Here is a 25,779-nt window from a genome sequence, read left to right on the forward strand (position 1 = left end):
TTTGACTAACTGTCATGTTCGTGCAACAGGTTTTTCGTTATTTGAGCTCGTTTTAGTAGTTGTTTTACTGGCAGTTATTATGGCTTTTGCTATACCTCAATACATAGGCATTAAAAATAAGGCACACAATGCTAGTGTGGATGTGGTGGCTGGTGGATTTGCCTCTGCGGTGTTGATGGTCAAAGGTCAGTGGGAATTATCGGGGCGTCCAAAGGGCGTCAATAATACAACACATATTAATTACGGAGGTGTGATTGTTGGTGTTGATGGAGAGAGAGGCACACCAACGGGTGATAAAACGACTAATACTGATACGCGGGCCAGCGCAATGACTGCACTGCAATGCCAAAAAGTATTAAGTGTAATTTTACAAGATGCGCCAACAAGCACATTAAGTACTGAGATTTCTATAATAACCAAGGTGAGTTATTTAGTGCGTTATAACACTAAAAACAACCAGTGTATTTATTATTTAACTCATAATTTAAACACCAATAACCTACCTACTGATGGCGCCGTTATGGCTAAAAAAGTAGGGTTTTCGTACTTTCCAACAACAGGCAAAGTGCAAATTTTTAAAAACTAAGTAATTATAAAGAGGCTTACTTATGAAAACGCAGTCATTAAAACAACCAATGAATAAGCAAGCAGGTTTTACGCTTGTTGAACTAATAATTGTAATTGTAATTTTAGGTATTTTAGCGGTGACCGCTGCCCCTCGTTTTTTAAACCTGCAGGGTGATGCTAACGCTTCTACACTCGAAGGTTTACAAGGCTCAATTCGCAGTGGTATGAACATCGTTAATGGTAAATCTATTATCGCAAGTGACCACAAAAAAGCGAGTGCAACGGTTACTGTTGATACCGGCGATGCAGTATCTACAGTGTATGGCTACCCTGCAGCGACAGAAGCAGCTTTTGAAGCTTTTTTAGATGTAGAATTTGCATCTGATGACTCTGCAGATTTTAACCTTGTAGCAGTTGCTGCTGATGAAAAAGCAATTATTTTCCCTAATAGCTACGTGCAAACTGATGATTGTCGTATTGAGTATACACAAGCAGCAGATGCAAACGACGGTACGCCGCCTGTATCTGTTACGCCTCCTACTGTTACGCTTATCACGAGTGGGTGTTAATTTATATAAATGAATAGCAGTAGTAATCAACGATTGCGTGGCTTCACACTGGTTGAATTAATTATTACTTTAGTTATTTTGGGCATACTGTCGGTAACGGCAGTGCCCAAGTTGCTAGGAAGTTCAACAGAGCAAGCATACTCATACAGAGATAGGGTATTAAACGCCCTGCGCACAGTACAATTACGCGCGATGCAAAATACTGCAACAAGCAGCTGCCATAAACTGTATATTTCACCTACCTTGGTTGCGGGGCCGGAGCCAGAAACCTGTACTGGCGGCCCAAATACCAATAATAGCGAGCATTTAGTTGTTGCTATCAATACCGAGCGCAGCGACGTACGATTTAATGCCTTAGATAGCAATGCTAATACGTTTTCGCAAATAAACTTTGATCCACTTGGAAGGGCCGATCAAAATTGCACAGTACAATGTAAAATTGACCTGGGTCTAGCAGCGGTGTGCATTAGCGGTGAAGGGCTTATTTATGCCTGCCCCTAAAATACAAACAGGTTTTACCTTAATTGAGCTAATTATTGGCATTGTGATGTTTGCTATTGCGCTAAGTATCATTACAGCGCTTATAGCACCTCAAGCAAAGCAAAGTGCCGAGCCTATTGTCGCACTCAGGGCCTCAGAGCTTGGGCAAGCATTAATGAACGAAATATTAGCTAAATCATTTGATGAACATAGCGAGCGCACGCCACCATTTAGGCGCTGTTCCGAAACAAGCTTAGGTGCCCAGCCTTGTAGTACTCATTCTGAGCTTGGTGCTGATAGCGGTGAAGCACGGGCTAATTTTAACGATGTTGATGATTATATTGCGCTCACAGGACAGCCTATTAGTGATAGTTTAGGGAATACATTAGCGCAATACAGCGACTTTTCACTGGCTGTAAACGTGCAATACGACAGCGACCTAAACGAGGCAACCAATAACGATGGCGTTGCCTTTAAACGAATTACCATTGAAGTAACCTCACCCTTGGGGCAAGTGTACGGCTTTAGTGCATATAAAGGTAATTACTAATGAATAGAGCAAAGCAAAAGCGTGGCTTTACCTTAGTTGAGCTATTACTTGTTATGGTAATTATTGGCATTTTAGCCGTAGCGTCATTTTCGTTTATTAGCGCTGGATTTAATATTTACAGCCAAGGTGTGAAACGCCAAGAAGCGGTGGCGCAAAGTCGCTTTGTTTTAACCCGATTAAGTAAAGAGCTTCGCCACGCAACCCCTAACTCACTGCGCTTAAATTGCGACAACGCCAGCAATGGAGCATGTAGCACGCAGCAGTGTTTAGAATTTACGCCGTTTTTATCTGCCACTCACTATACCGATTACTTACCCACTAGTGCCCCTTTTGAGATTACCGCCGTTAATTTTGCGCTTAATAATTTAACTGAGCCACAAATAAACGATTGGGCAAGTATCTATCCATTAAATAGCAGCGATATATACGATGAAAGTCAAAGCAAGCGTTTACAAGTTAGTAGCTACAGCGCCGTTACAAGTGAGCTAGATACATGGCAATTTAGCAAAGCATTTGCTCAAGAGTCACCGAGTAAGCGCCTTTATTTATTAGAACAGCCCGTTAGCTTTTGTGTAGAAGGTAATTCACTGTATCGCTATAGCAACTACGGCTTTACTACAAACCAATTAAACGCCGCCAGCTTACAGGTTAGCTCGGGCGTTAAACGCGATTTAATGAGTAATTATATTGCCAATAACTTAACGAGCAGAGCCTTTTTTACGTTAAGTGAGATTTCGCTACAGCGCAGCGCGGTTGTTAATGTGTTTGCGCAAATGGGGTTTAACGACACCGAACAAATAAGTATTAGCCATGAGGTGCATGTGCCTAATGTCCCCTAATATAAAAAACATCAGTTTTGCTAAAAAGCAGCAGGGTAATTTGCTCATAATTACGTTGGTGATCATTGTCACTTTGCTGGCACTAGGGCTGGCGCTTTCTAAAGTGTTATCGGGTGCGGCGCAGCAAAATACCATTGAGTATTACGGCGCGCGCGCTTACATGGCAGCCCAAAGCGGATTAGAAACCGGCTTAAGCGAAATTTTTGCACTAAATAGCACTGCGCAAACATGCAGTGCAGTAACCACCAGTAGGAGTTTTAGCACCCTCTATCTAGCCAATTGTGAAGTTGAACTGAGCTGTAGTGAATACATAGCCTTACCCGATAGCAGCACCCGCTCTGGCACCGTTAATATTTACTACTTACAAAGCTCTGCAACGTGCGCCGCCAATGATTGTGCTGCCGGTGCAGCATGTCAAAAGGAATATTGGCAAACCCAACGTACTCTAAGTGTGGAGGCTAAAACATTACCATGAGCAAATATACCCTCTGTATTTTATGTTTAATAAGTTTGCTACTAAGCCGATGCGCTATGGCTGTACCGCCTAAAATTGAAGGGCGATTTATAGAGCTACAAGACACGTACACTTCACCCATATGGACAAAAATAAATTTTCAGCAGCAATACATAACCCCTCCTGCGGTATTTATGTTGTCCACTAATCAAGGCGGTAACCCCGCTATAGTGAGAATACGCAATGTAACAACCACAGGGTTTGAAGCATTGCCACTTGAGCCATCAGGAGAAGATGGTGAGCATATAACCATGGGCGCGCACTATTTAGCGGTAGAATATGGAGTGCATGAATTTCCTGATGGGACCATTATGGAAGTGGGAAACACCGACTTACGCCTTGAACTACAATACGGTGATAAGTCGGGGTTTGCCCCCATCACGCCTAAAGGTTACAAATCACTGACTTTTAATAAACCGTTTGCCGTAAGGCCTAACTTTTTTCATTCGTTACAAACACTAAATAGTTTAGATAGTAACCCGCCGTCTCAAGCGCTTGTGCCTTTTTTAACCATTGCAGTGCAAAGTGGTTCCTTATCTACAAGCGGGGTAAATATAGCGTTAGAGGCCTCAGAAACCGCATTAGGTGTTATTCAAACTGAAACGGTGGCCTACATGGCTGTAGAGCCTGGCAGTAATCGCACCTTTACCGATGACAATGGGGTAGAAGTGTCTTGGGAGACCTTTTTTACAGGATTCGAAGTTGATGGTTGGAATGATGGGTGTAACTACTTTAATTTTAACAATAACTTTAGTGAGGCACCGCTGGTGGTGGCAAGTAAAAATTCCCGACTTGAAGAAGACGGTGGGTGGCTGCGCAGCTGTAATTTAAGAGCGGATCGGTTAGGGCTGGTGGTTGATGAAGACCGTGATGGCGACAGAGAGCGTAACCACGTAAAAGAAGAAGCCTCTATATTGGCCATGACCAGTACGTTTGTATTTAATGGCGATATTTTAGATTGCGATACTTTATTTCCTGGCGCTATTTCTACCTACAATGATGGACAAGTGCAGCTTGTTCAAGGTGTGGAAATAACCGATAGCAATGCACAATTTATTACCACCACTAATTTAATATCAACGGCACTCACCAACCCGCCTTTGTGTAATGGCCAAGGCTGTGTGGCCACTGGGTATAACTCCCTTGAGCCAAATCAAGCTGCGCAAGTACCCACGGTCACAAACGATGGAAGCTCTACCGGTGATGTGCCTGTATCGTTAGCTGGCGATTATTTTTATGACGAACTAGCACTTAACTTATTGGAAGATGAGTACAAGGTAACAGCGCCCACCCGTATCTTTTTAAAAGATACATCGTCGCTAATTTCTAGCGCATTTTTGAACATAGGCAAAACGAATATTGTGGTTGAGGAAGGAGCGTATTTAGCTATATATGTCGATGGGGATGTTGCCATTGCGGCTGATGCAAATATTGCTGCATACATTGTCGCAACGGGGGAAGTAAGAATTGCCCAAAATGTCACGTACCAGGGCTCTATAACCGCTGCAACACAAGTAATAACCGAGGGCAGCTCTACGTTTGATGCGTTAACAGTGCCAGAGAGTATTCCTGGGTTTTGCGGTATTTTTACGCCGGTTTTGCTTGATCACTACCGCATATCATTAAGTGATAACCAAGGCTTAACCTGTCAAGCAAAAGAAATGACATTAACCGCCTGTGCAAACGATGCATGTGATTTACTGTATGATGAGCCTTCCGCACTTGACCTGTCTCCAGATAACAGTGGCCAACAAAGCTGGGTAAGCGGTGAAAATATTACCTTTACAGGCTCTGCCACAGTAGCGCTTGCAAAGCGTACCACAGGGACCGTCACACTTGGCTATAATACCGCCGACCCATCTGCACCGCTGCGTTGTTATATTAATGGTAGTAACGTAGGGCTGGGCGGGTGCAAAGTGGTTTTTTCTGATGCAGGGTTTATTTTTAATAACGACACAGCCAATACAGCGAGTATCCCCACTCAATTATCTGGTAAACCCTCTAGCGAGGGTTTTAATGCCGCCGAGCTATCCATTCAAGCGGTTAAAACAAATACTACAACAGGCGTATGCGAAGCCGCATTCCCTGCAGGTGGTCAAGTTGATTTAGATTTAGCTTATACCTGCAGTGCCGGCGCTACATGTTCAGATCCAATACAACTTAGTAATAATGCGAATACGTATAGCGTGCAGCAAGCATATCAAACTTTTTCGCTCACCTTTGATCAAGACTCAAAAGCCCCTATTGCTATTAACTACCCCGATGCCGCTAAATTAAGTTTAAATGCACGGGCAACAATTGTATTAGACCCAGTAACTAATTTATCAGTAAGCTTAACCGGCAGTTCTAACGAATATGTAGTTAAGCCCTTTGGATTAGCGATGCAAGTTGCAAGTGACGGCTATGCTCAAACAGCAAACGATAGTTTATTTAGATTAACGGGTGAGTCATTTGATTTAAAAATGAATGCAGTACAGTGGCGCGCAGGGCAAGACAATAACAACGATGGGATACCTGATAACTATAGCGCTATTCATAGTAATCCCATTGCCAAACACTTCATTAGCGAGTCTCCTTTAGTAACACATAGCTTAGTATTACCCAGCTCTGGTAATGAGGGGCAAATTGAAGCGCTAAGTACCCTTGCCTTTACTGATACAGGAAGCTTAAGTGAATCCATATCGCAGTACGCTTATGACCAAGTGGGTATTATAAACGTATTTGCGGGTTTACAAGATGGCGATTATTTTGGTGTGGGCGATGTAAAAGGGCAGCTAAACAACGTAGGGCGATTTGCTCCATCGCACTATCAAGTATTAGGTGTTCAAGCTGCTGCGCAATGTACACAGTTAGGCAGTAATTTAACCTATTTAGATCAGCCCTTTGAGCTTGGTTTTACGGTACAAGCACTTAATCATAACAACCAGCTAATGGCTAATTACAAACAAGGCTTTCAAAAAGCCCAAGTACAAATAAATGCCGAAAACAATCAAGCTGGTAATTATGTACCCGCAACAACGCTAACCAGCAGGTTAGCCAATATAAGTAGCAACAGTTGGAACACTCTAGCCGATGGACAATGGCAAATGAGCGACAGCACTGCCATGTTAACGCGCTTGGCTATAAATAACCCCGACGGCCCATTTACTATGGTTAATCTTATGGCCACCGTCACTAATACAGAAGGGGCTACTTTAATTGATGCCAACGATGAGCCGAGTACGCAAGCGAGCTGCAGCACTGATTGCAATAGCGTGCGTTTAAATGATGTGCCAATAGACTTTCGCTTTGGACGCTTAGTGCTAGGCAACAATGCCGGCTCAGATTTAGACTCATTACGTGTGCCTATGCAGGCTCAGTACTTTGATGGAGCAGGCTTTGTATTAAATACCGAAGATAACTGCAGTGTATTTGAGCATCCGCAGTTATCCCAAATATCGCCATCAACGCCAATATTAAGCTATGAGTATGGTGCAGGTGCAGCGGGTTCATTAGAGGCAGGCAGCTACCCTACAAACAATGCTATTTATGCAATACCAAATGGCAGTGGTACATTTACATTAGAATACGAAACAGAAAATTGGTTAAAGTGGGATTGGCTTGGTGATAATTCACAGCAAGATCCCCATGCTATTTTGCAATTTGGTCGCTTTAGAGGAAATGATCGGGTTATTTACTGGCGTGAAACAAGAGAATAGTTGTAAACTAAGATAATAATTGAACAAAGCTTGTGTTTTGTGCTTCAAGTACATAGCATAAGGCATTGGGTGTATTGATTTTTGATGGTTGAAAAATGTTCAGCTTTCAAAAGTGAGTACACTCTAATAAACAATAATAACGACCAAATAATTGCCGCTTTTTGGGACTGGAATATATGCGAATTGCTCCTTTATCTCTGTTAATTTCCGCTAGTTTGTTAGCTAGTAGTGCATTTGCACAAGACACAGCAACAGTAACCGGAATTGAATCAGAGATTAGTATTAAACAAACAGAATACGATAACTCGACACAAATACTTGAAAAACACTTAAAAGAAGAAAGTCAGTTACAAAACCAACTTGAACTACTTCGTTCTCGCTCTACAGAGCTTGATAAAGAGAAAAACCAAGCACTTGATGCGATGAACGAAATGTATCGCCGCTTAATTGACGATCCTACGCTTGATATTAGTGCTGCCCAATCGCGCTATCAAAAAGCCGTGGTTGATCATAAGCAAAATAAAGACGACATCTCAATGCAGTTGGCGGCAATTGCATCTCACCGTAAAGATATAGAGCAAATTCGTGTTGCAAAACATACGCTTTTAAACACCTTAGAAAGCTTAAAAGAGCAATTAACTACAGCCCGAGTAGAGCGTTTACGTAATGAGTTTACCCGCGAAGGTACACTTGAAGTAAACCACACAATTAACTGTAAGCGTACCGAAACGCTCGCAGCTTGTGAGCAACGCGGCCAGCAAATGGGTTTACAAAAAGCCACTAAGCGCTTTGTTGATCAAATATTTGCTAATTTAACAGAAGAGCGAATTGTTGAACCAAAACGCAACATGGCAGGCGCACAAGTACAAATTTTAAGTAGCCATGTAGTTAACAGTGCATTTAGTGGACAAGGCAATTACAACGTTAACTTAAGCGTAACCATGCGCGGCGAAGTAAACAGCAGCCGCCTATGTAACTTATTAAACGTAGATAACCGTTATTGTTCTGAATATGGCTCGCCACTCGCGACAGCGTATCAGCCTGGTTACGGTACAACCTACTCTGATAGTCAGTTAACATTCAGCAACGCCGCGGATAATACCGACACTGTGTCTGTATCGCGAATGAACAATCAGCCAGTGCGCGATTATTCAGTGAAAGCTGCACCTACAAAAAAAAACTATCCATCAATTATAAATAAAGAGAAAAATCAGCAAGTTGAGCTGACTTTACGTTCAAATGTTTACGATGATGAAGTGTTTATTGATGGGGTGAGCTTTGGCTCTACGCGTTTAGTTACGCGTTTACCGCGTGGTGTGCATAACGTAGAAATACGTAAATTAGGTTATAAGCCTTACAAAGTAAGAGTTGATTTAACTAAAGCACAGACTATTCATGCTAACTTAGTAAAAAAGTCTGAGTCGATTGCTGCACCGGCTTACACTCGCGAGCAACCAAAACCTGTAAGTCGTACAGCAAGCACTAATCGCTCTGCTGATGTACAAAATAATGTTGTAGTTGTGCCCGCCGGTAAATTTAAGATGGGCGATATTAACGGCAATGGTTTAGCAAATGAACGCCCGGTTATTGAAAAAGTGATAGCCAGCTCATTTGCTATGCAAACCAAAGAGGTTACCGTAGGTGCCTATGAAGCGTTTGTAGCAAGTACTGGGTATAAAACACAAGCAGAGCAAAGCAAAGGGTGTGCTTATTATTTAAATGGCGAACCCGTATGGGAAGCTAATTTAAACTGGCGTAACCCAGGTTTTGAGCAAAGCAGCGATTTTCCTGCTGTGTGTTTAACATTTAACGACGCGAAAGCGTACGCCGAATGGCTCTCTGGCGAAACCGGCCAGCAGTACCGTTTACCTAATGAAGTTGAATGGGAATACGCCGCTCGCGCAGGTACAGAAACAGAATACCCTTGGGGTAACGAAATAGGTAAAAATTTAGCTAACTGTGGTTGGTGTGGTAGCGAATGGTCAAACAAACGTGCAGCACCGGTGGGTTCTTTTTCTCCTAACGCATTTGGATTATACGACACCGTAGGCAATGTGTGGGAATGGACAGCTAAAGAGTCGGGCGAATCTGATGTTGCAGTAAGAGGCGGGGCGTGGAACTTTGCACCAAGCCTTGCACGTGCTTCAACACGATTAATTTTAGCGCCAGATTTTAGATCTAACTACATTGGCTTTCGCTTAGTCCGCGAACGATAGCATTTAACCAAGGAAGCCTAGCTTCCTTTTTTCACAAATTAACAAAGGTAGTTGCGCTTTATATTGCTCATCTAATTAGGCATGTTAAAGTGAGTGCAGCTAACATAAGAACGTATTTCAAAGGTCATCCAGCCTCATGTTTAAAAAACTCCGTGGTATTTTTTCAAACGATCTATCGATCGACTTGGGTACAGCCAATACCCTTATCTATGTAAAAGAAGAAGGTATTGTACTTAACGAACCTTCAGTTGTAGCTATTCGTCAAGAACGCGCTGGTGGACCTAAAAGTGTTGCTTCTGTGGGTACAGAAGCAAAACAAATGCTAGGGCGTACACCGGGTAATATTAAAGCGATTCGCCCAATGAAAGATGGCGTAATAGCCGACTTTTATGTAACCGAAAAAATGTTACAACACTTTATAAAACAAGTGCACAACAATAACTTTATGCGCCCAAGCCCGCGTGTACTTATTTGTGTACCGTGTGGTGCAACCCAAGTAGAAAAGCGTGCAATCCGCGAATCAGCAATGGGTGCCGGCGCGCGCGAAGTGTACCTAATTGAAGAGCCAATGGCCGCAGCAATTGGTGCTGGGCTACCAGTATCAGAAGCAACCGGTTCTATGGTTGTTGATATTGGTGGTGGTACTACCGAAGTTGCTATTATTTCACTAAACGGTGTTGTTTACTCATCGTCTGTGCGTATTGGTGGCGATAAATTTGATGAAGCCATTATTAATTATGTGCGCCGTAACTTTGGTAGCCTAATTGGTGAAGCAACAGCTGAAAATATTAAACATCAAATTGGCTCTGCTTTTAAAACTGACGAACCAATTGAAATTGAAGTACGCGGTCGTAACTTAGCCGAAGGTGTTCCTCGCTCATTTACACTTAACTCGCACGAAATTTTAGAAGCACTCCAAGAGCCGCTAATGGGTATTGTAAGTGCCGTAATGGTTGCACTTGAGCAGTCTCCACCTGAGCTTGCATCAGATATTTCAGCTCACGGTATGGTTCTGACTGGCGGTGGTGCACTATTAAAAGATTTAGATCGTTTATTAATGGAAGAAACAGGCATTCCTGTGGTTGTTGCCGATGATCCACTTACGTGTGTAGCACGTGGCGGCGGTAAAGCACTTGAAATGATTGATGTTCATGGTGGTGACGTTTTTAGTTACGATTAATGAAATTACTGTTTGGACAAACCATCTCTTTGCAACTGCGACTTTTTGTCGCAGTGCTTTTGAGCATAGTGCTCATTGCGGGCGATAAGTTTACACAAGGCGGTACGGTTGTACGTACAAGCCTTAATACTCTTGTTAGCCCATTAATTTACGTTGCCAACCTACCTTACGAAATATTTAGCTTAGGTGCTAAAAGCCTGCATACCCGCGATCAGTTACTGAGTGAAAACGAAGCGCTGAAAAAAAAGCAAATGCTACAAAGCGAGCAATTGCAGCAATACCAATTTTTAGCCCGCGAAAACCAAAAGCTACGTGCTTTACTTGGCTCATCGGCTAAGCAATCTAATCGTAAAAAAATAGCCCAAGTACTTTCTGTACATTCAAACCCTTATAGTCATCAAGTGGTTATTAACCGCGGTACCACCGACGGCCTAAGCGAAGGCCAAGCGGTAATTGATGAAATGGGGGTTGTTGGTCAATTAACGAAAGTAGGCTCTACCACGTCGCGCGTGTTACTAATGACCGACACAACTCATGCTACGCCGGTACGTATACTACGAAACGACGTACGCACGGTAGTTGAAGGCATAGGTAAAATTAACGTTGTTAAGCTTTCGCATGTACCTCATAGCCTTGATGTTCGCATTGGTGATGTACTCGTGACCTCGGGGCTTGGCGGTACGTTTCCTGAAGGTTACCCGGTGGCTGTTGTCACCGAAATAAACCGCGATGAAGGGCGCCCATTTGCTCAAGTATTTGCAGAGCCTATTGCACAGCTAGACCGTATTCGTTTGTTGGTTATTTTATGGCGCAATCAACAGGAGCAAATCAGCGATGATTAATCGTTATTCATTGTTAATTGCCCTAAGCATCTTTTTTGCTTTAATTATGGCATTAATGCCACTGCCTTTTTCGTTTGAGCCCTTCAGACCTGATTGGGTATTACTGGTATTAATGTACTGGTCGCTGGCAGTGCCGCATAGATTAAATATTGGTACCGCGTGGGTTGTTGGCCTACTCATGGACTTAGCCTTAGGCTCTCCATTAGGGGTTAACTCACTCACGTATTCTATTTGTATATTTGTGACCGCAAGTAACTTTCAAAAAATACGTAACTTTTCGCTTTGGCAGCAAAGCTTATTAGTGGGCTTATTTTTAACCTTGTATCACCTAATGCAATTTTGGTTAAATCACTTTTTATTAGGTGTTTATTTTAATCCACAATACCTGTGGCCAGTGGCGACCGGTATGGTCAGCTGGTTTTGGGTCTTTTTACTTCTTCGCAAATACCGTAGACATTTTAGGATCAGGTAATGACAACCGCAGTATATTTGGCATCAGCCTCCCCGCGACGTAAAGAGTTGTTGAGTCAGTTAGGCATTGAGTTTGAACAGTTCAGTGTAGATGCAGATGAAACCCCACTTGCAAACGAGCAGCCTCATGCATTGGTTGAGCGCTTAGCCCGCTTAAAAGCGCAAACAGGCGTAGCGCTTGGTTACACAGACCGCCCAGTGCTTGGTAGCGATACTGTGGTTGTTATTGATAACGAATCGTTGGGTAAACCACGCGATAAAAACCATTTCATAACAACACTTAAACGTTTATCTGGCAATACACATCAAGTACTTACTGCCGTTGCTTTTGCTACACAAACAGATGTACTAAGTTGTGTAGTGAGTACCGATGTGACCTTTAAAACCCTCAGCGATGAAGAAATAAATAGCTATTGGGAGTCAAACGAGCCACAAGATAAAGCCGGTGGTTATGGCATTCAAGGCTTAGGTGGTCGCTTTGTTACACACATTGCGGGTAGCTATTTTGCTGTTGTAGGCTTACCTTTATACGAGACCGAACAATTATTACAAGCATTCTTAAGAAGGTAACATGAGTACAGAATTACTAATAAATGTCACGCCAAGTGAAAGCCGTGTTGCCCTAATCGAAAACGGTGTATTACAAGAAATTCAACTAGAGCGTATAGGCAACCTAGGTATTGTAGGCAATATTTACTTAGGAAAAATAAGCCGCGTACTGCCAGGCATGCAAGCTGCTTTTGTTGATATAGGCCTAGAAAAAGCCGCTTTTTTGCATGCATCAGACATAGTCAATAGCGCCTCAATAGTTGAGGGGGTAGACGACGAGCCGATTAAAAAAGTACAAGACATACGTGAGCTGGTACGCCAAGGCCAATACATTATGGTGCAAGTGGTTAAAGACCCACTAGGCACTAAAGGAGCAAGGCTTACTACCGATATCACTATTCCTTCGCGCTATTTAGTGTTTATGCCAGACGCTACGCATGTAGGTGTTAGTCAGCGTATAGAAACCGAAGAAGAACGTGCGCGACTTAAAAAAATAGTGGCAGAATACGGCGACGATAATGGCAGTTTTATTGTTCGTACAGCGGCAGAGGGCGCCAGTGAAGCGGAGCTAAGACACGATGCTGAATTTTTACGAAAACTATGGCAAAAAATTGTATCACGTCGTAAAAAAACCAATAAAGCCAGTATATTACACGAAGACTTAACGCTTGCATTTAGAACCCTGCGCGACTACGTAGGTGAAGATATGGAGCGCATTAGAGTTGACTCTAAGCTAACCTATCAAGAGCTAAAGCTGTTTACTGAAGAGTTTGTGCCTTTGCTTTCGCAAGCACTTGAGTATTACCCAGGTGAGCGCCCAATTTTTGACTTATTTGACGTTGAAACCGAAATTCAAAAAGCACTGCATCGTAAAGTCACGCTTAAGTCAGGCGGTTATTTAATTATCGACCAAACCGAAGCGATGACCACCGTTGATGTGAATACAGGTGCGTTTGTAGGGCATCGTAATTTAGAAGAAACCATTTTTAATACCAATGTGGAAGCCACATCAGCCATTGCTAGGCAGCTACGCCTGCGTAACTTAGGCGGTATTATTATTATCGATTTTATCGATATGATCAGCGAAGATCATAAACGCAGAGTATTACATTCACTAGAATCAGCACTATCTAAAGACCGTGCAAAAGCCAACATAAACGGCTTAAGCGCATTAGGCTTAGTAGAAATGACCCGTAAGCGCACCCGCGAAAGCCTTGAGCATATTTTGTGTGATGTATGTCCGGCTTGCTCTGGACGTGGCTCACAAAAAACAGTCGAAACCGTATGCTATGAAATACTGCGCGAAATAGTGCGCGTTAATCGCGCCTACGATGCCGATAAATTCATGGTGTATGCGGCACCTGCTGTAAGTGAAGCCTTACTCAATGATGAGTATCATAACCTTGCCGAACTTGAACTATTTATTGGAAAACAGGTCAATATTCAAACAGAGAGCCTATACAGCCAAGAGCAGTTTGATGTGGTAATGATGTAATGAAAACGAAAGCGGTCTGTTTTTTTTGTTTTAGAAAGTTATGGCAAACCTGCGCCATAATTTTAGTATTACTGGCCGTGATCGTTTCTATTTTAAAGTACACCTTACCTTATGCAAACGACTACAAAGGCGATATAGAAACCTACCTGCACGATAAATTTGCCATTAGTCTTTCTATAGGCGCAATCTCTGCCAGTTGGCATGGCGCCGGCCCTGCCTTGGTATTAGAAGATCTCTCCTTTAAGGATAACGAAACTGCGCCTATATCGCTCACTATTGCCAAAACAAGCTTAGAGCTTAACCTATGGGAGAGCATTAAATCCTTTCAGTTAAAGTCTAATTACTTTGTTATTAATGGCTTTCATACCAGTGTAAATATTCAAAATTTATTTAATAACACCAATAACGATGATGTCTCGTTTGAACAAAAAGAGCTAATTGAAGAGCTGTTTTTGGGAGATACTGGGCATTTTGCTATTGAAAATTCGAGTATTAATTTTATTTTAGAAGATGGTAGAGAGCGCAAACTATTACTCGAAAACATAGTATGGCAAAACCAAGATGAACAACATTTAGGAAGCGGCAGCCTCGCCTTGCCCGGCATTAGTGTGGGTAGCTTTGACGCACGTATCGCGCTTAGTGGCAAAACTATAGAGCAAATTGCGGGTGATATTTACGTTCAAGCAAATAGCGTAGATGTGTCTAATTGGTTGGCGCAATATATTAATACTGAAAAACAACAGCTTTACACAGACATAAACTTAAAGTCTTGGCTTAAGCTCGAAAATGGCTTTATCAGTGATGTAAAAATGCAGTGGTTACCTAGCTTTGTGCACTGGCAAAACAACCAACAAGCTAAACAAGTAAGCTTAAGCGAAGGGGGATTTCATTTATTTCCTGAGGCAAACGCTTGGCACTTAAAAAGCACGGGCCTGACATTTAGTAATAACGACACAACCTGGCCAAGTCTAGAATTTGAGGCAAACTTAGGTAAGCAAAATAAAGTGTGGCTGCAGCAGGTTGATCTTTCTTTACTGAGTAACTTGGCGTCGTTAACTAACTTTGAAGCATTACAGCCACTTTTAAACCGCAAACCAAGTGGTTTTATCGATCAAGCCTACCTAGAACTTAATCCAGATGAGCAATGGCAGTTATGGTTTTCAGCTAATAATATTGGCTGGCAAGAAGTGTCTGGTGTTCCTGCAGCGCAGGCACTTAGAGTCTCGGGGCTTATAAATCAGCAGCGCGGGCGAGTGCAGTTATTTGGCGAAAACGGGACTTTAATAACCGGCGACAGCTTCAGTAAAAATATTGATTACAACCAAATTAATATCGATCTGGATTTAGCAAAAACAGATAATTACTGGAATGTAAGCAGTAATAATATTTGGTTTGATAATAACGAAGTTACCTTAGCGGCTGAGCTAAATGTAAGCCTTAGCGACGATCCTCGCTTAGATCTTTACGCGGAAGCCTATGCAGAAGATGCCACAGTAGCTGGGCACTACTTTCCGTTAAAGGCAATGAGCCCTCAACTTGTAAGCTACTTAAATGGCGCAATAAAAGGGGGCGAAGTAGCTAAGGCGCAAGTATTATTTGCAGGTCCGCTTTCAGGTTTTCCTTTCACCGATGGCAGCGGCCAATTTGATGTACTCGCGCAAATAGATAATGCAACGTACGCGTTTGACCCCAATTGGCCGGCAGTAACTAACGCCAATGTGCAGTTGCACTTTGCCAACGAGCGAATGGATATTTATAGCCAGCAAGGCCAGTTAGTTAATTTAGAAGTAGGCGATAGCGTGCAAGTGAGTATTGCCGATTTAATGCACGCTGATGAACTCATTGTACAAATAGATAAACGCGCGCAAATGGAAAAACTGCATGACTTTTTTGCAGCCACCCCGATTGCAAACCCACTGGCCAATATTTTTGAAGTGGTGCAAGGTAAAGGTCAAGCCGATGCAAGCGTAACTCTTTTGATTGGCTCTAAATTTAAAGGTGGAGCCAGTGTAAACGGCAAAGTAAAACTAAACGATTTGCCTGTTTATATTGCAGCCCCAGGCATTGCGCTTGAAAAACTAAGCGGCGAGCTCAGCTTTGAAAACGATACAATTAGCATGCAAAACGCCAGCGCTACATGGTTGGGTATGCCGCTTAGCATTAACTATAATAGTGCAAGCGAAGCACAGCAGTACACCGCTAATATTGATATAACGGCGTTACTAAATGCAGATACACTAACAACCCAGGCGCAAGGTGTACTGAAAGGGTACCTGAGTGGGCAAAGTGAAGTTGATATAGGCCTTGCACTTAATTTTACTGAGCAAGGCTTTAATTACCGCGCTCAGGTTAGCTCTGAGCTACGTGGCTTGACGAGCACGCTACCAGCGCCCTATGGCAAAACAAGTGAACAGGTTTGGCCGTTAACGGGCATAGTGCAAGGCGATGATATTTCAAATCTTATTACGGCTAATGCTAATCAGCAGCTATATTTTAATGCGATTTTAGAAAACGGTCAGCCGCAATTTAGTAATATGCATATTGTACTTGGTGAGCAAGATTTAGGGCTAAATCAAAAAGATTTAAGCGTTAATATTAACCTTGAACAAACGCAACTAGAAGCATGGTTTGAATTAATAGACCAAATAATTAAAGCCGCTCAAGCTAAGCCAGACCAGCAGTCTGAGGGTATTATGCCGCCATTAAATGAAGTGGTTGCGCATATTGACAAAGTTAATGCTAGCGACATTATTTTTAACGATTTTGAAATGCGCTTAGCGCCCCAGCAAAACGACTTATATTTAAAGCTTAATGCCAAAGAGCTGCGTGCTGACGTGTTTATTCCTAGCTCTCAGCCAAGCCAGCCGATACGCATAAATAGCGATTACTTAAGACTTAACTTTGCACCTAAAGTAGAAGAAGATCTTGAGATCACCGATGTACTGCCAGAGCAAAACCTAGCGTGGCTTAACACAGTACCTGCCATTGAATTTGAATGTGCAGATTGTAAAGTGGCAAGTTATCAGCTTGATAAAGTGAGCGCTTCGCTGGTCGGTGAAGGCGACAAGCTTACTATTTCTGAGCTTGTGGTTGATAAGGGCGACCATATTTTACGTACCGAAGGGCAGTGGCAAGGTGGCTTTACGCAATTTAATGGTGAACTTAAAAGTGACGATATAGGCGCGCTATTTGATGAATTTGATATCACCACCGCTATAAAAGATTCAAAAGCCGATATTAACTACAACCTTGCTTGGCAAGGCGCCCCGTATGACTTTGATATACCTAGTTTGGGCGGTGAAGTTAAGTGGGATTTAGGCGAAGGCCACATTGCTGAAATAAGTGATGGTGGGGCACGTGTATTTTCGTTACTTAGCCTTGACTCGCTAGTGCGTAAATTAAAACTCGATTTTAGAGATGTATTTTCAAAAGGCTTTTTTTACAACAGCTTAAAAGGCTCTATGCAGCTAGATAAAGGTATAGCCTACACAAAAGATACCAAAATGGATGGCGTGCCAGCCGATTTAACGATTAACGGCTATGCTAATTTAAACACCCTTGAAATAGATTACGATTTAGCAGTGGCACCACAAGTAACATCTAGTATTCCGGTTATTGTGGCTTGGATGGTTAATCCCGTCACAGGGCTTGCCGCTTTAGCGCTTGATAAGGTTATTCACTCAGCAAGAGTAATCTCCGAAATCAACTTTAAAGTAACCGGCAAAATGAATGACCCTGTGGTACAAGAGCTTGAGCGTAAAAGCAAAGAAGTTACCTTACCGCAAGCTGCGCAAAATCAGCCGCAAGCGGCCAGTACACTCACACTTAAAGATGCCGCGGTAACAGCAACACAATGAGTACGCTAAACGCCAATATAATTGCTTTGCAAATGTGCTCAGGCACTAACCCCGATGAAAACATGGCAGCCCTTGTCGAGGCGTTAAATAAACTCCCCGCAGCCAGGCCAGTGCTTGTATGTTTACCCGAGGCGTTTTTAGTATTTAGTAAAAGTGGCCATGATACGCTAGCGGTTGCTAAACGTATTACTCACTACAAGCTGCAATTAAGTGCATTGTGTAAAAAGCATAATATTTGGCTAAATGCGGGCACCGTCCCTGAGCCACACAAAAATAATAAATACTTTGCGGCCTCGCACTTATTTAATAGCCAAGGTGAATGCGTAGCCACGTACAATAAAATGCATTTATTTGATGTTGATGTGGCCGATAAAACCGCCAGCTATCGAGAGTCAGACTTTACTCAGGCAGGCGATGATGTGGTGGTTGTTGCTACACCGTTTGGTAAAATTGGCTTAACAGTATGTTATGATTTGCGCTTTAGCGGATTATTTAGCGCACTTACGCGCCAAGGGGCTGAAATAATTTTAGTGCCCAGTGCTTTTACACTCCCTACTGGGCAAGCACATTGGCAACCCTTATTAAAAGCACGCGCAATAGAAACGCAATGTTACGTTATAGCAGCGGCGCAGTATGGAACGCATCAAAATGGCCGCCAAACATACGGCCACAGTATTATTATTTCACCGTGGGGCGAGCAAATAGCAACGCTTGAAAGTGGGGTAGGGTTTATAAGCGGTTACGCCGACCTAAACCAGTTAAATAAAATTAGAAGAGATATGCCCGTGCAATCTCATCAACGATTTAGAGAGCATTTATTATGAATTCGGTTGAACAGCATTTATTACACGACAGCCAGCTAAATCGAGAAGAACTCGAAAAAACGCTTGGGTATATTCATCAGCATAAAGTGGATTACGCCGATTTATACTTTCAATCAAGCCATCATGAGTCATGGGTGCTTGAAGACGGCTTAGTAAAAGAAGGCTCTTACAATGTTGAGCGCGGAGTAGGTGTTCGTGCCGTTAGTGGTGAAAAAACAGGGTTTTCTTACTCTGATGCCATTAACCTTGAAGCGTTAAACAAAGCCGCAACGGCGGCTCGTAGCATTGCCGATGCAGGCGAAGATAAAACCATTAAAGTATTTAGCGATGTGAAAGCAAAAGAGCAATTTGCCCCGCATCAGCCAATATCAAGCATGAGTGACAGCGATAAAGTGAGTTTATTGCGTGAGCTTGAAAACTATATACGCGAACTCGCCCCTGATGCTGAGCAAGTAATTAGTTCAATGTCGGCTGTATACGAAGAAGTATTAATTGCTGCCAGCGATGGCACGTTTGCTACCGATATACGCCCGCTTATTCGTTTAAACTGCTCCGTTTTACTTGAAAAAAATGGCCGCCGTGAGCGCGGTGGTGCAGGGGGCGGCGCACGCTTAGATTATGGTTACTTTAAAGAGCTAGTTGAAGGCAAGCCGCGTTGGATGGGCTTTGCCGAAGAAGCAGTACGCCAAGCTAAAGTAAACTTAGAGGCAATTGATGCACCAGCTGGCACAATGGAAGTTGTGTTAGGCAATGGCTGGCCTGGCGTGTTGCTACACGAAGCGGTAGGCCATGGCCTTGAAGGCGACTTTAACCGTAAAGGAGCTTCGGCATTTAGCGGTAAAGTGGGGCAAAAAGTAGCATCTGAGCTGTGTACAGTAGTTGATGATGGCACCATGGCTGATCGCCGCGGTTCACTTAACGTTGACGATGAAGGCACACCTGCAGCTTATAACGTACTTATCGAAAACGGTATTTTAAAAGGCTACATGCAAGATAAGCTCAATGCGCGTTTAATGGGTGTAAACCCAACGGGTAATGCACGTCGTGAGTCGTATGCGCATTTACCTATGCCGCGTATGACCAACACCTACATGCTAGGGGGCGAGCATAGCCAAGCTGATATTATAAGCTCAGTTAAAAAAGGGGTATTTGCACCAAACTTTGGTGGCGGCCAAGTAGATATTACTTCAGGTAAGTTTGTATTTAGCGCATCAGAGGCGTACTTAATTGAAAACGGTAAAATTACCCAGCCAATTAAAGGTGCAACACTGATTGGCAATGGCCCAGAGGTGATGCAGCATATTTCTATGGTAGGCAATGATTTAGCCCTTGATAAAGGCGTGGGTGTCTGCGGTAAAGATGGCCAAAGCGTTCCTGTAGGGGTAGGTCAGCCAAGCCTTAAAATAGACCAACTTACAGTAGGTGGTACCGCATAAAACAATAAAGCGCGAAGCAATTCGCGCTTTATAGGTTACCAATGCGAGGTTTACGCCTCGCTTTGCTCTTCTTTGTTCTTCTTCGCCTGTTCGTACCACAAAGCCATAAAACACTCAGTTAATTTATGCTCTATTTCAAGTGCTTTGTTGGTTGGGCAAAATAGCGTAAAGCTTGCTTTAAACTCACCAAGCTCTGTAGTGCCAAAGTGAATAACCGGTGCCGGACCCGAAATTTTGGCATCGAGTTTACGCTCTATCATCGAATTATAACGTGTTGCTACATCGTGAAACTCTTCGCAGTACAGTTTTGCCTGATTGACTAACTCGTCATGAATAACATAAGGGTTAAAGCTCTCTCTGCGTACAATAGTAAAATGATGAGTAACAAAGCGTTTTACATAATTAAGGTTTTTAATTGAGCTGGTGATCAGCTTATTATTTGGTATATAAATTGTTTTGCGCGAAAACTGATAAGTGTGCATGTCTATTTCATGCATGGTGGTTTTTACCCAGTCTGTTTCGGCTACTTCGCCAAAATAGTCACCTACTTGTATCCAATCACCTACTCTAAACGGGCGGGTGGTAACTAGGTAAAAAAAGCCAATAACGCATTGTATAAACTCGCGAGTTGCAAGCACTATAGCCACTGCAAACGCAGCAATAGACAGCGCAAAATTTTGTATTTCGGTCGACCACACAAATAGCAGCGACAACACCATAACAAAATTAATAAAGTGCTTAATGTTATGAGTGATGTAACGAATGTCTTTTTCTTTTTTTTCTGCGCGGTTTCTTGCTAGTTTATCAACCAGTACTTTAAGCACAAATGCAATGGCAAGCACGAGCACAGAAACTAAAAAAGGGTGCATGAGTATGTCTTTAATCATAACTTCCAAATACGAGTAGCAATAGGCACGCTAAGTATATTGAGTAATCAAACCAATTAGCAAATTTAAGCTACATAAAATCACTTATACCAATTGTATTAAGTTATGAGCCATTTATAGCAATAGCTGAATAGCGTTATAACCCTGTTAGCGCTTTATCTTGTACGCTAGAATGGCTAATACTTAATTAAACCGGTATTACTTAGCAGCTAGGCTGTTTGCTCTGTAATAGAGACCTGCGTGTGTTTAGCGTGTTTTTGGCAAAACAATACAAGCTCAATGGCAGCGATAAAAATAAGTGTGTAACCTAGGGTTTCTACGCCTTCCTCAATAATATTTTTAACTACCCGAACGTATTGTTCTCCCATAACTGAGTGCCAAAATTCGCCCTTGCCCATCACTCTCGAAAAAGCGAGTAAGGTCACTAAGCCAGATAGACAAATACCATAGCTCGGTGTTTGCGCATAGGCTTTTAACGAGCTGTAAATAAAGCCTCGTTGGGCTTTTAAGTAAAGTAGTACGCTCCCTAACAGCGTATATACAATTGCTTGCCATGCGCCATCAAACACATACATATCTAGGTAGGTGTCAAATTCTCTAACAAACATAGCAGCTGTCAATGCAGCCAGTAACAGCGCGGCTATTTTAAGATCAGAGTGAATACGTGAGGCGTAGAAAAACAGCATACAACTTAAAAACGTTAAAATATCTTGCATGTGTTCGGTTAGTGTTTCTTCACTGTAAAGTGCATTTTGCTGTAAATCAAAACCTTCAAGCTGAATTAAAAAAGCCACACCTGCTAAGCATAATAAGTAAATAAAAGATCGCAGTAAAAACATATAAAAGCTCAAATAGAAAACAATGCGCGGCAGTTTAATTATAAAAATGGCTAAAAGCCAAAACATTATAGAAACTTTTTATATATTTATCGGTCTAAATTTTTTGCTGTTAAATTAATGGGTTATGTTTTTATTTTATGTATTTATGATGTGTTTTTTGTAATAAGTTGAGTTAATTAGTTGTGCTGTATAGGGTTAAATGCGTTAAGCATAAAAAATGCCCTTACTAAAACATAGTAAGGGCTTTTAACGTTATAAGCAGAATATGCCTAGCGCATCGTCACAAACTCTTCTGAGCCTGTAGGGTGCAGAGCAACAACGGCATCAAAATCAGCTTTAGTTGCGCCCATTTTCATAGCAACCGCAAAGCCTTGAATCATTTCATCAACGGCAAAACCAATGCCGTGTAAGCCAACTACTTTTTCTTCAGGGCCTACGCATACAAGCTTCATCGCACACGGTTGGCGGTGTTGTGTAACGGCTGTGTACATAGCGGCAAAGCCCGACTTGTACACTTTTACATTTTCTTCGCCGTGGCGAGCAATAGCTTCTTGCTCGGTTTCACCAATAGTACCAATAGGTGGGTGGCTAAATACCACGGTAGGTACAAGGCTGTAATCCATTTTTAAATCATCAGGTAGGTCTTTATTAAATAAACGCTCTGATAGGGTGCGGCCGGCTTTAACAGCGACAGGCGTAAGTTCTATACCGTGCTCAATAATATCGCCCACAGCATAAATACCAGGTACGTTTGTATTTTGATATTCATCTACTTTTACATAACCAGAGCTATTTAGTTCAACCCCTGCTGCTGCAATGTTAATTACATCGGTGCTTGGCTCACGGCCAATAGCCCAAATTACTTGGTCAACATTTTGGCTGTAACCATTTTCAAAATGAATGGTTAAGCTACCATCGCTTTCTTTAACAATTTCTTTAGGCGAGCATTCTGTATGCAGTGTTGGGCCTTCTTTTTTCATGATCTCTACCAGGGTTTCAACCAGTAGCGTATCAAAATTACGAAGCGGCGCGTGTCTGCGTACAAATAAATGAGTTTCTGTGCCTAAACCATGTAGTACACCGGCAAGTTCTACAGCAATGTAACCTGCGCCAATTACCGCTACTCGCTTTGGCTGCTCTGTTAATTCAAAAAAGCCATTTGAGTCTATACCGTACTCAGCACCTGGAATATTAGGAGTATGCGGACGTCCACCTACTGCAATCAAAATATGATCAGCCGTGTAATGCTCGCCGTTTACTTCTACGGTTTTGCTATCAACAAATTTAGCAAAACCATTAATTACGGTTACGCCATTGTTAGCTAAACCGTTGTCGTATCCTTTATGAATGCGACCAATGTACGCTTCGCGGCTCTCAACGAGTTTGCTCCAGTTAAAGTCTTTTACTTCTACGTTAAAGCCGTAATCAGGTGCATATAAGTTAATTGCTTCAGCAACTTGTGCGCCATGCCACATTACTTTTTTAGGCACACAGCCTACATTAACACAGGTGCCGCCCATGTGTTTTGCTTCGATAAGCGCTACTTTAGCGCCACGCATTGCCGCACGGTTAGCAGAGGCAATACCGCCACTACCACCACCAATCGCAATGTAATCAAAATGCTGAGCCATGTTTTATCCTCAAAAAATATATTTAACTATAATGTGCCGATGATAGCATATGCTAAGTGCAAGTCACCCAGCGCGGCGCGCTAAAAAGCTGATAAATACAACAAACGAAATTGTTTATTATGCCGATCAGTTTCATCCTAAGCTATATTAGACCCATTAATGGAGGCTTGTATTTCACCGTTTTGCCCCAACTTCAAATTCATAGTCAATTAAATTGAGAAAATTCATGAGCGAAGCACAAACAAATCCACTCATTGGCCTAGAAGGCTTACCCCCGTTTTCAAAAATAAAGCCAGAGTACGTAGTACCGGCACTAAAGCACGGTATAGAGCAATGTCGTAAAGCCATAGGTGACGTGTTAGCGAAAGGCTCGTTTACATGGAACGATTTAGTATTACCCCTTGAAGAAGCCGACGATAAACTCTCGCGTATGTTTTCACCGGTATCGCACCTTAATTCAGTCATGAATAACGACGAGCTGCGTGAAGCCTACGAGCAATGTTTACCACTTATATCTGAGTACTCAACATTTGTCGGGCAGCATCAAGGCCTGTACGAAGCGTATAATGCGCTTTATAACAGCGACGAATTTAAAACACTCAGCACTGCGCAGCAAAAAACCATCACCAACGCTCTACGTGATTTTAAACTTTCAGGCATTGCATTATCAGCAGAAGATCAAAAGCGCTACGGCGAAATTAGCACGCGTTTATCTGAACTAGCCTCTAAATTTGGTAACAACGTAATGGATGCAACGCTTGCATGGCATAAACACATTACCGATGAAAGCCAATTGGCAGGCTTGCCAGAGTCGGCATTAGCGCTTGCTAGCGAAACAGCTAAAAGCAAAGGTTTAGACGGCTGGGTATTTACGCTTGATTTTCCGTCTTACTTACCGGTAATGACCTATGCAGATGACCGCGAACTTCGCAAAGAAACCTACACGGCATTTTGTACGCGCGCTTCAGATCAAGGCCCTAATGCGGGTGAGTTTGATAACTCAGCCATTATGAAAGAAGAGCTTGCACTACGCCATGAGCTATCGCAGCTGTTAGGGTTTAATAACTACGCTGAAAAATCATTAGCAACTAAAATGGCCGAGTCGCCAGCGCAAGTTTTCTCATTTTTAGAAGACTTAGCCGCTAAGTCTAAGCCTCAAGCAGAGCAAGAAGTGGCAGAGCTAAAAGCCTATGCTGAGCAACACCATGGTATTACTGAGCTTCAAGCATGGGATTTTGGTTACTACAGCGAAAAGCTCAAGCAAGAAAAATACGCAATTTCAGATGAAGTACTGCGCCCTTATTTCCCTGCAGATAAAGTACTTAGCGGTTTATTTGAAACCGTTAGCCGCCTTTTTGGTATTAAGGTAAAAGAAGTAAGCGACTTTGATAGCTACCACAGCGATGTTCGCTTTTTTGAAATTTTTGATAGCAGTAATACATTGCGCGGTCGTTTTTATCTTGATTTATATGCACGCGAGCGCAAACGTGGCGGCGCGTGGATGGATGACTGTATGGGGCGTAAAGTGCGCGCCAGCGGAGAATTGCAAACACCCGTGGCATACTTAGTGTGTAACTTTAATAAAGCGGTAGGCGACAAACCGGCGCTATTTACACATGACGAAGTAACCACGCTTTTCCACGAATTTGGCCATGGTATACACCACATGCTTACCCAAGTTGATGCTGCTCCTGTTGCTGGTATTAACGGCGTTGCATGGGATGCCGTAGAGCTACCAAGCCAATTTTTAGAAAACTGGTGTTACGATGAAGAAGCGCTGAGCTTTATTTCAGGCCACTTTGAAAGTGGTGAGCCGTTACCAAAAGAGCTACTTGATAAGCTACTGGCTGCTAAAAACTATAATTCTGGCATGCAAATGCTGCGTCAGATTGAGTTTTCGTTGTTCGATTTTAAAATCCACCACGACTACCAGGCAAACCAAGAGTGCCAAATTCAAGCGATTTTAAACGACGTACGTAGCCGCACGTCGGTGGTTAACCCGCCTGAGTTTAATCGTTTTCAACATGGCTTTAGTCATATTTTTGCAGGTGGCTACAGCGCCGGTTACTACTCGTACAAATGGGCTGAGGTACTCTCTGCCGATGCATTTTCTAAATTTGAAGAAGACGGTATTTTTAACGCCGAAACAGGTAAAGCCTTCTTAGAAAATATTTTAGAAAAAGGCGGCAGTGAAGAACCTATGGAGTTATTTAAAAAGTTCCGTGGTCGCGAGCCAAATGTTGATGCCTTACTGCGTCACAGTGGTATAGCTGCATAAACAACTACTTAACCTTATAAAGCGCCTATATGGCGCTTTTTTTATGTTTTTTAATAT

At 42.6% G+C, this 25,779-nt stretch carries 20 protein-coding genes; 17 read left to right on the plus strand and 3 right to left on the minus strand.

Features of this window, described 5'->3' with window-relative positions; translation table 11 throughout:
- The first annotated feature begins 1 nt into the window (after nt 1).
- From PSH54_RS03460 to tldD, 16 genes are all read left to right on the plus strand, one after another.
- A complete protein-coding gene (locus PSH54_RS03460) occupies nt 2-586 on the plus strand; it encodes an agglutinin biogenesis protein MshB (protein WP_273605494.1) in 585 nt (194 codons plus the stop codon).
- A 22-nt stretch (nt 587-608) separates the two neighbouring features.
- Nucleotides 609-1,136, plus strand: coding sequence for a prepilin-type N-terminal cleavage/methylation domain-containing protein (locus PSH54_RS03465; protein WP_126005700.1), 528 nt, complete (start codon nt 609-611; stop codon nt 1,134-1,136).
- Between the two features lie 9 nt (nt 1,137-1,145).
- Complete coding sequence (locus tag PSH54_RS03470; RefSeq protein WP_273605495.1) at nt 1,146-1,637, plus strand: type II secretion system protein; 492 nt, start codon at nt 1,146-1,148, stop codon at nt 1,635-1,637.
- Nucleotides 1,624-2,166, plus strand: a complete 543-nt coding sequence (locus tag PSH54_RS03475; RefSeq protein ID WP_273605496.1) for a type IV pilus modification PilV family protein — start codon at nt 1,624-1,626, stop codon at nt 2,164-2,166. Before PSH54_RS03470 ends, PSH54_RS03475 begins: the two co-directional genes overlap by 14 nt.
- The gene (locus PSH54_RS03480; RefSeq protein WP_273605497.1) at nt 2,166-3,005 is read left to right on the plus strand and encodes a PulJ/GspJ family protein; all 840 of its coding nucleotides are present in this window, start codon (nt 2,166-2,168) and stop codon (nt 3,003-3,005) included. Before PSH54_RS03475 ends, PSH54_RS03480 begins: the two co-directional genes overlap by 1 nt.
- Nucleotides 2,995-3,480 carry an agglutinin biogenesis protein MshP gene (locus PSH54_RS03485; protein WP_095206763.1) on the plus strand — a complete coding sequence of 162 codons (486 nt, stop codon included), beginning with the start codon at nt 2,995-2,997 and terminating at the stop codon, nt 3,478-3,480. Before PSH54_RS03480 ends, PSH54_RS03485 begins: the two co-directional genes overlap by 11 nt.
- A gap of 56 nt (nt 3,481-3,536) precedes the next feature.
- Nucleotides 3,537-7,217 carry an H-type lectin domain-containing protein gene (locus PSH54_RS03490; RefSeq protein WP_273605498.1) on the plus strand — a complete coding sequence of 1,227 codons (3,681 nt, stop codon included), beginning with the start codon at nt 3,537-3,539 and terminating at the stop codon, nt 7,215-7,217.
- Between the two features lie 176 nt (nt 7,218-7,393).
- Entirely contained in the window at nt 7,394-9,433 is a 2,040-nt protein-coding gene (locus PSH54_RS03495; RefSeq protein ID WP_004585755.1) for an SUMF1/EgtB/PvdO family nonheme iron enzyme, read from the plus strand.
- A 136-nt stretch (nt 9,434-9,569) separates the two neighbouring features.
- The gene (locus PSH54_RS03500) at nt 9,570-10,613 is read left to right on the plus strand and encodes a rod shape-determining protein (protein ID WP_002958401.1); all 1,044 of its coding nucleotides are present in this window, start codon (nt 9,570-9,572) and stop codon (nt 10,611-10,613) included.
- The gene (gene mreC, locus PSH54_RS03505; RefSeq protein ID WP_024032490.1) at nt 10,613-11,455 is read left to right on the plus strand and encodes a rod shape-determining protein MreC; all 843 of its coding nucleotides are present in this window, start codon (nt 10,613-10,615) and stop codon (nt 11,453-11,455) included. The genes PSH54_RS03500 and mreC overlap by 1 nt, the downstream gene beginning before the upstream one ends.
- Nucleotides 11,448-11,927, plus strand: a complete 480-nt coding sequence (mreD, locus tag PSH54_RS03510; protein ID WP_004585757.1) for a rod shape-determining protein MreD — start codon at nt 11,448-11,450, stop codon at nt 11,925-11,927. Before mreC ends, mreD begins: the two co-directional genes overlap by 8 nt.
- Nucleotides 11,927-12,496 (plus strand): Maf family protein, encoded by a 570-nt coding sequence (locus PSH54_RS03515; RefSeq protein ID WP_029772503.1) that lies wholly within the window; start codon nt 11,927-11,929, stop codon nt 12,494-12,496. Before mreD ends, PSH54_RS03515 begins: the two co-directional genes overlap by 1 nt.
- Nucleotide 12,497: 1 nt before the next feature.
- The gene (rng, locus tag PSH54_RS03520) at nt 12,498-13,970 is read left to right on the plus strand and encodes a ribonuclease G (RefSeq protein ID WP_004585759.1); all 1,473 of its coding nucleotides are present in this window, start codon (nt 12,498-12,500) and stop codon (nt 13,968-13,970) included.
- Nucleotides 13,970-17,827 carry a YhdP family protein gene (locus PSH54_RS03525; RefSeq protein ID WP_273605499.1) on the plus strand — a complete coding sequence of 1,286 codons (3,858 nt, stop codon included), beginning with the start codon at nt 13,970-13,972 and terminating at the stop codon, nt 17,825-17,827. Before rng ends, PSH54_RS03525 begins: the two co-directional genes overlap by 1 nt.
- Nucleotides 17,824-18,651, plus strand: a complete 828-nt coding sequence (locus PSH54_RS03530; RefSeq protein WP_248443221.1) for a carbon-nitrogen hydrolase family protein — start codon at nt 17,824-17,826, stop codon at nt 18,649-18,651. The genes PSH54_RS03525 and PSH54_RS03530 overlap by 4 nt, the downstream gene beginning before the upstream one ends.
- On the plus strand, nt 18,648-20,087 hold the full coding sequence (tldD, locus tag PSH54_RS03535; RefSeq protein ID WP_024032486.1) for a metalloprotease TldD: 1,440 nt from the start codon (nt 18,648-18,650) through the stop codon (nt 20,085-20,087). The genes PSH54_RS03530 and tldD overlap by 4 nt, the downstream gene beginning before the upstream one ends.
- 50 nt (nt 20,088-20,137) lie before the next feature.
- On the opposite strand, the gene PSH54_RS03540 is transcribed toward tldD, so the two are convergent.
- From PSH54_RS03540 to gorA, 3 genes are all read right to left on the minus strand, one after another.
- Nucleotides 20,138-20,974, minus strand: coding sequence for a mechanosensitive ion channel family protein (locus PSH54_RS03540; protein ID WP_055254579.1), 837 nt, complete (start codon nt 20,972-20,974; stop codon nt 20,138-20,140).
- A gap of 209 nt (nt 20,975-21,183) precedes the next feature.
- Nucleotides 21,184-21,768: a hypothetical protein gene (locus PSH54_RS03545; protein WP_273605500.1), complete on the minus strand. Its 585-nt coding sequence runs from the start codon at nt 21,766-21,768 to the stop codon at nt 21,184-21,186.
- Nucleotides 21,769-22,082: 314 nt separating this feature from the next.
- Complete coding sequence (gene gorA, locus PSH54_RS03550) at nt 22,083-23,444, minus strand: glutathione-disulfide reductase (RefSeq protein WP_055254577.1); 1,362 nt, start codon at nt 23,442-23,444, stop codon at nt 22,083-22,085.
- Between the two features lie 226 nt (nt 23,445-23,670).
- On the opposite strand from gorA, the gene prlC reads away from it, so the two are divergent.
- Complete coding sequence (prlC, locus tag PSH54_RS03555; RefSeq protein ID WP_273605501.1) at nt 23,671-25,722, plus strand: oligopeptidase A; 2,052 nt, start codon at nt 23,671-23,673, stop codon at nt 25,720-25,722.
- The last annotated feature ends 57 nt before the right edge of the window (nt 25,723-25,779 follow it).

This window comes from Pseudoalteromonas sp. Angola-30, from assembly GCF_028599215.1.
GTDB lineage: Bacteria > Pseudomonadota > Gammaproteobacteria > Enterobacterales > Alteromonadaceae > Pseudoalteromonas > Pseudoalteromonas atlantica.

Coding starts and splice junctions, on each gene's coding strand:
- rng (WP_004585759.1), top strand. CDS start 12,498: ATGAGTACAGAATTACTAATAAATGTCACGCCAAGTGAAAGCCGTGTT.
- PSH54_RS03490 (WP_273605498.1), top strand. CDS start 3,537: ATGGCTGTACCGCCTAAAATTGAAGGGCGATTTATAGAGCTACAAGAC.
- PSH54_RS03540 (WP_055254579.1), bottom strand. CDS start 20,974: ATGATTAAAGACATACTCATGCACCCTTTTTTAGTTTCTGTGCTCGTG.
- mreC (WP_024032490.1), top strand. CDS start 10,613: ATGAAATTACTGTTTGGACAAACCATCTCTTTGCAACTGCGACTTTTT.
- PSH54_RS03530 (WP_248443221.1), top strand. CDS start 17,824: ATGAGTACGCTAAACGCCAATATAATTGCTTTGCAAATGTGCTCAGGC.
- mreD (WP_004585757.1), top strand. CDS start 11,448: ATGATTAATCGTTATTCATTGTTAATTGCCCTAAGCATCTTTTTTGCT.
- tldD (WP_024032486.1), top strand. CDS start 18,648: ATGAATTCGGTTGAACAGCATTTATTACACGACAGCCAGCTAAATCGA.
- PSH54_RS03515 (WP_029772503.1), top strand. CDS start 11,927: ATGACAACCGCAGTATATTTGGCATCAGCCTCCCCGCGACGTAAAGAG.
- gorA (WP_055254577.1), bottom strand. CDS start 23,444: ATGGCTCAGCATTTTGATTACATTGCGATTGGTGGTGGTAGTGGCGGT.
- prlC (WP_273605501.1), top strand. CDS start 23,671: ATGAGCGAAGCACAAACAAATCCACTCATTGGCCTAGAAGGCTTACCC.
- PSH54_RS03480 (WP_273605497.1), top strand. CDS start 2,166: ATGAATAGAGCAAAGCAAAAGCGTGGCTTTACCTTAGTTGAGCTATTA.
- PSH54_RS03470 (WP_273605495.1), top strand. CDS start 1,146: ATGAATAGCAGTAGTAATCAACGATTGCGTGGCTTCACACTGGTTGAA.
- PSH54_RS03495 (WP_004585755.1), top strand. CDS start 7,394: ATGCGAATTGCTCCTTTATCTCTGTTAATTTCCGCTAGTTTGTTAGCT.
- PSH54_RS03485 (WP_095206763.1), top strand. CDS start 2,995: ATGTCCCCTAATATAAAAAACATCAGTTTTGCTAAAAAGCAGCAGGGT.
- PSH54_RS03525 (WP_273605499.1), top strand. CDS start 13,970: ATGAAAACGAAAGCGGTCTGTTTTTTTTGTTTTAGAAAGTTATGGCAA.
- PSH54_RS03500 (WP_002958401.1), top strand. CDS start 9,570: ATGTTTAAAAAACTCCGTGGTATTTTTTCAAACGATCTATCGATCGAC.
- PSH54_RS03465 (WP_126005700.1), top strand. CDS start 609: ATGAAAACGCAGTCATTAAAACAACCAATGAATAAGCAAGCAGGTTTT.
- PSH54_RS03475 (WP_273605496.1), top strand. CDS start 1,624: ATGCCTGCCCCTAAAATACAAACAGGTTTTACCTTAATTGAGCTAATT.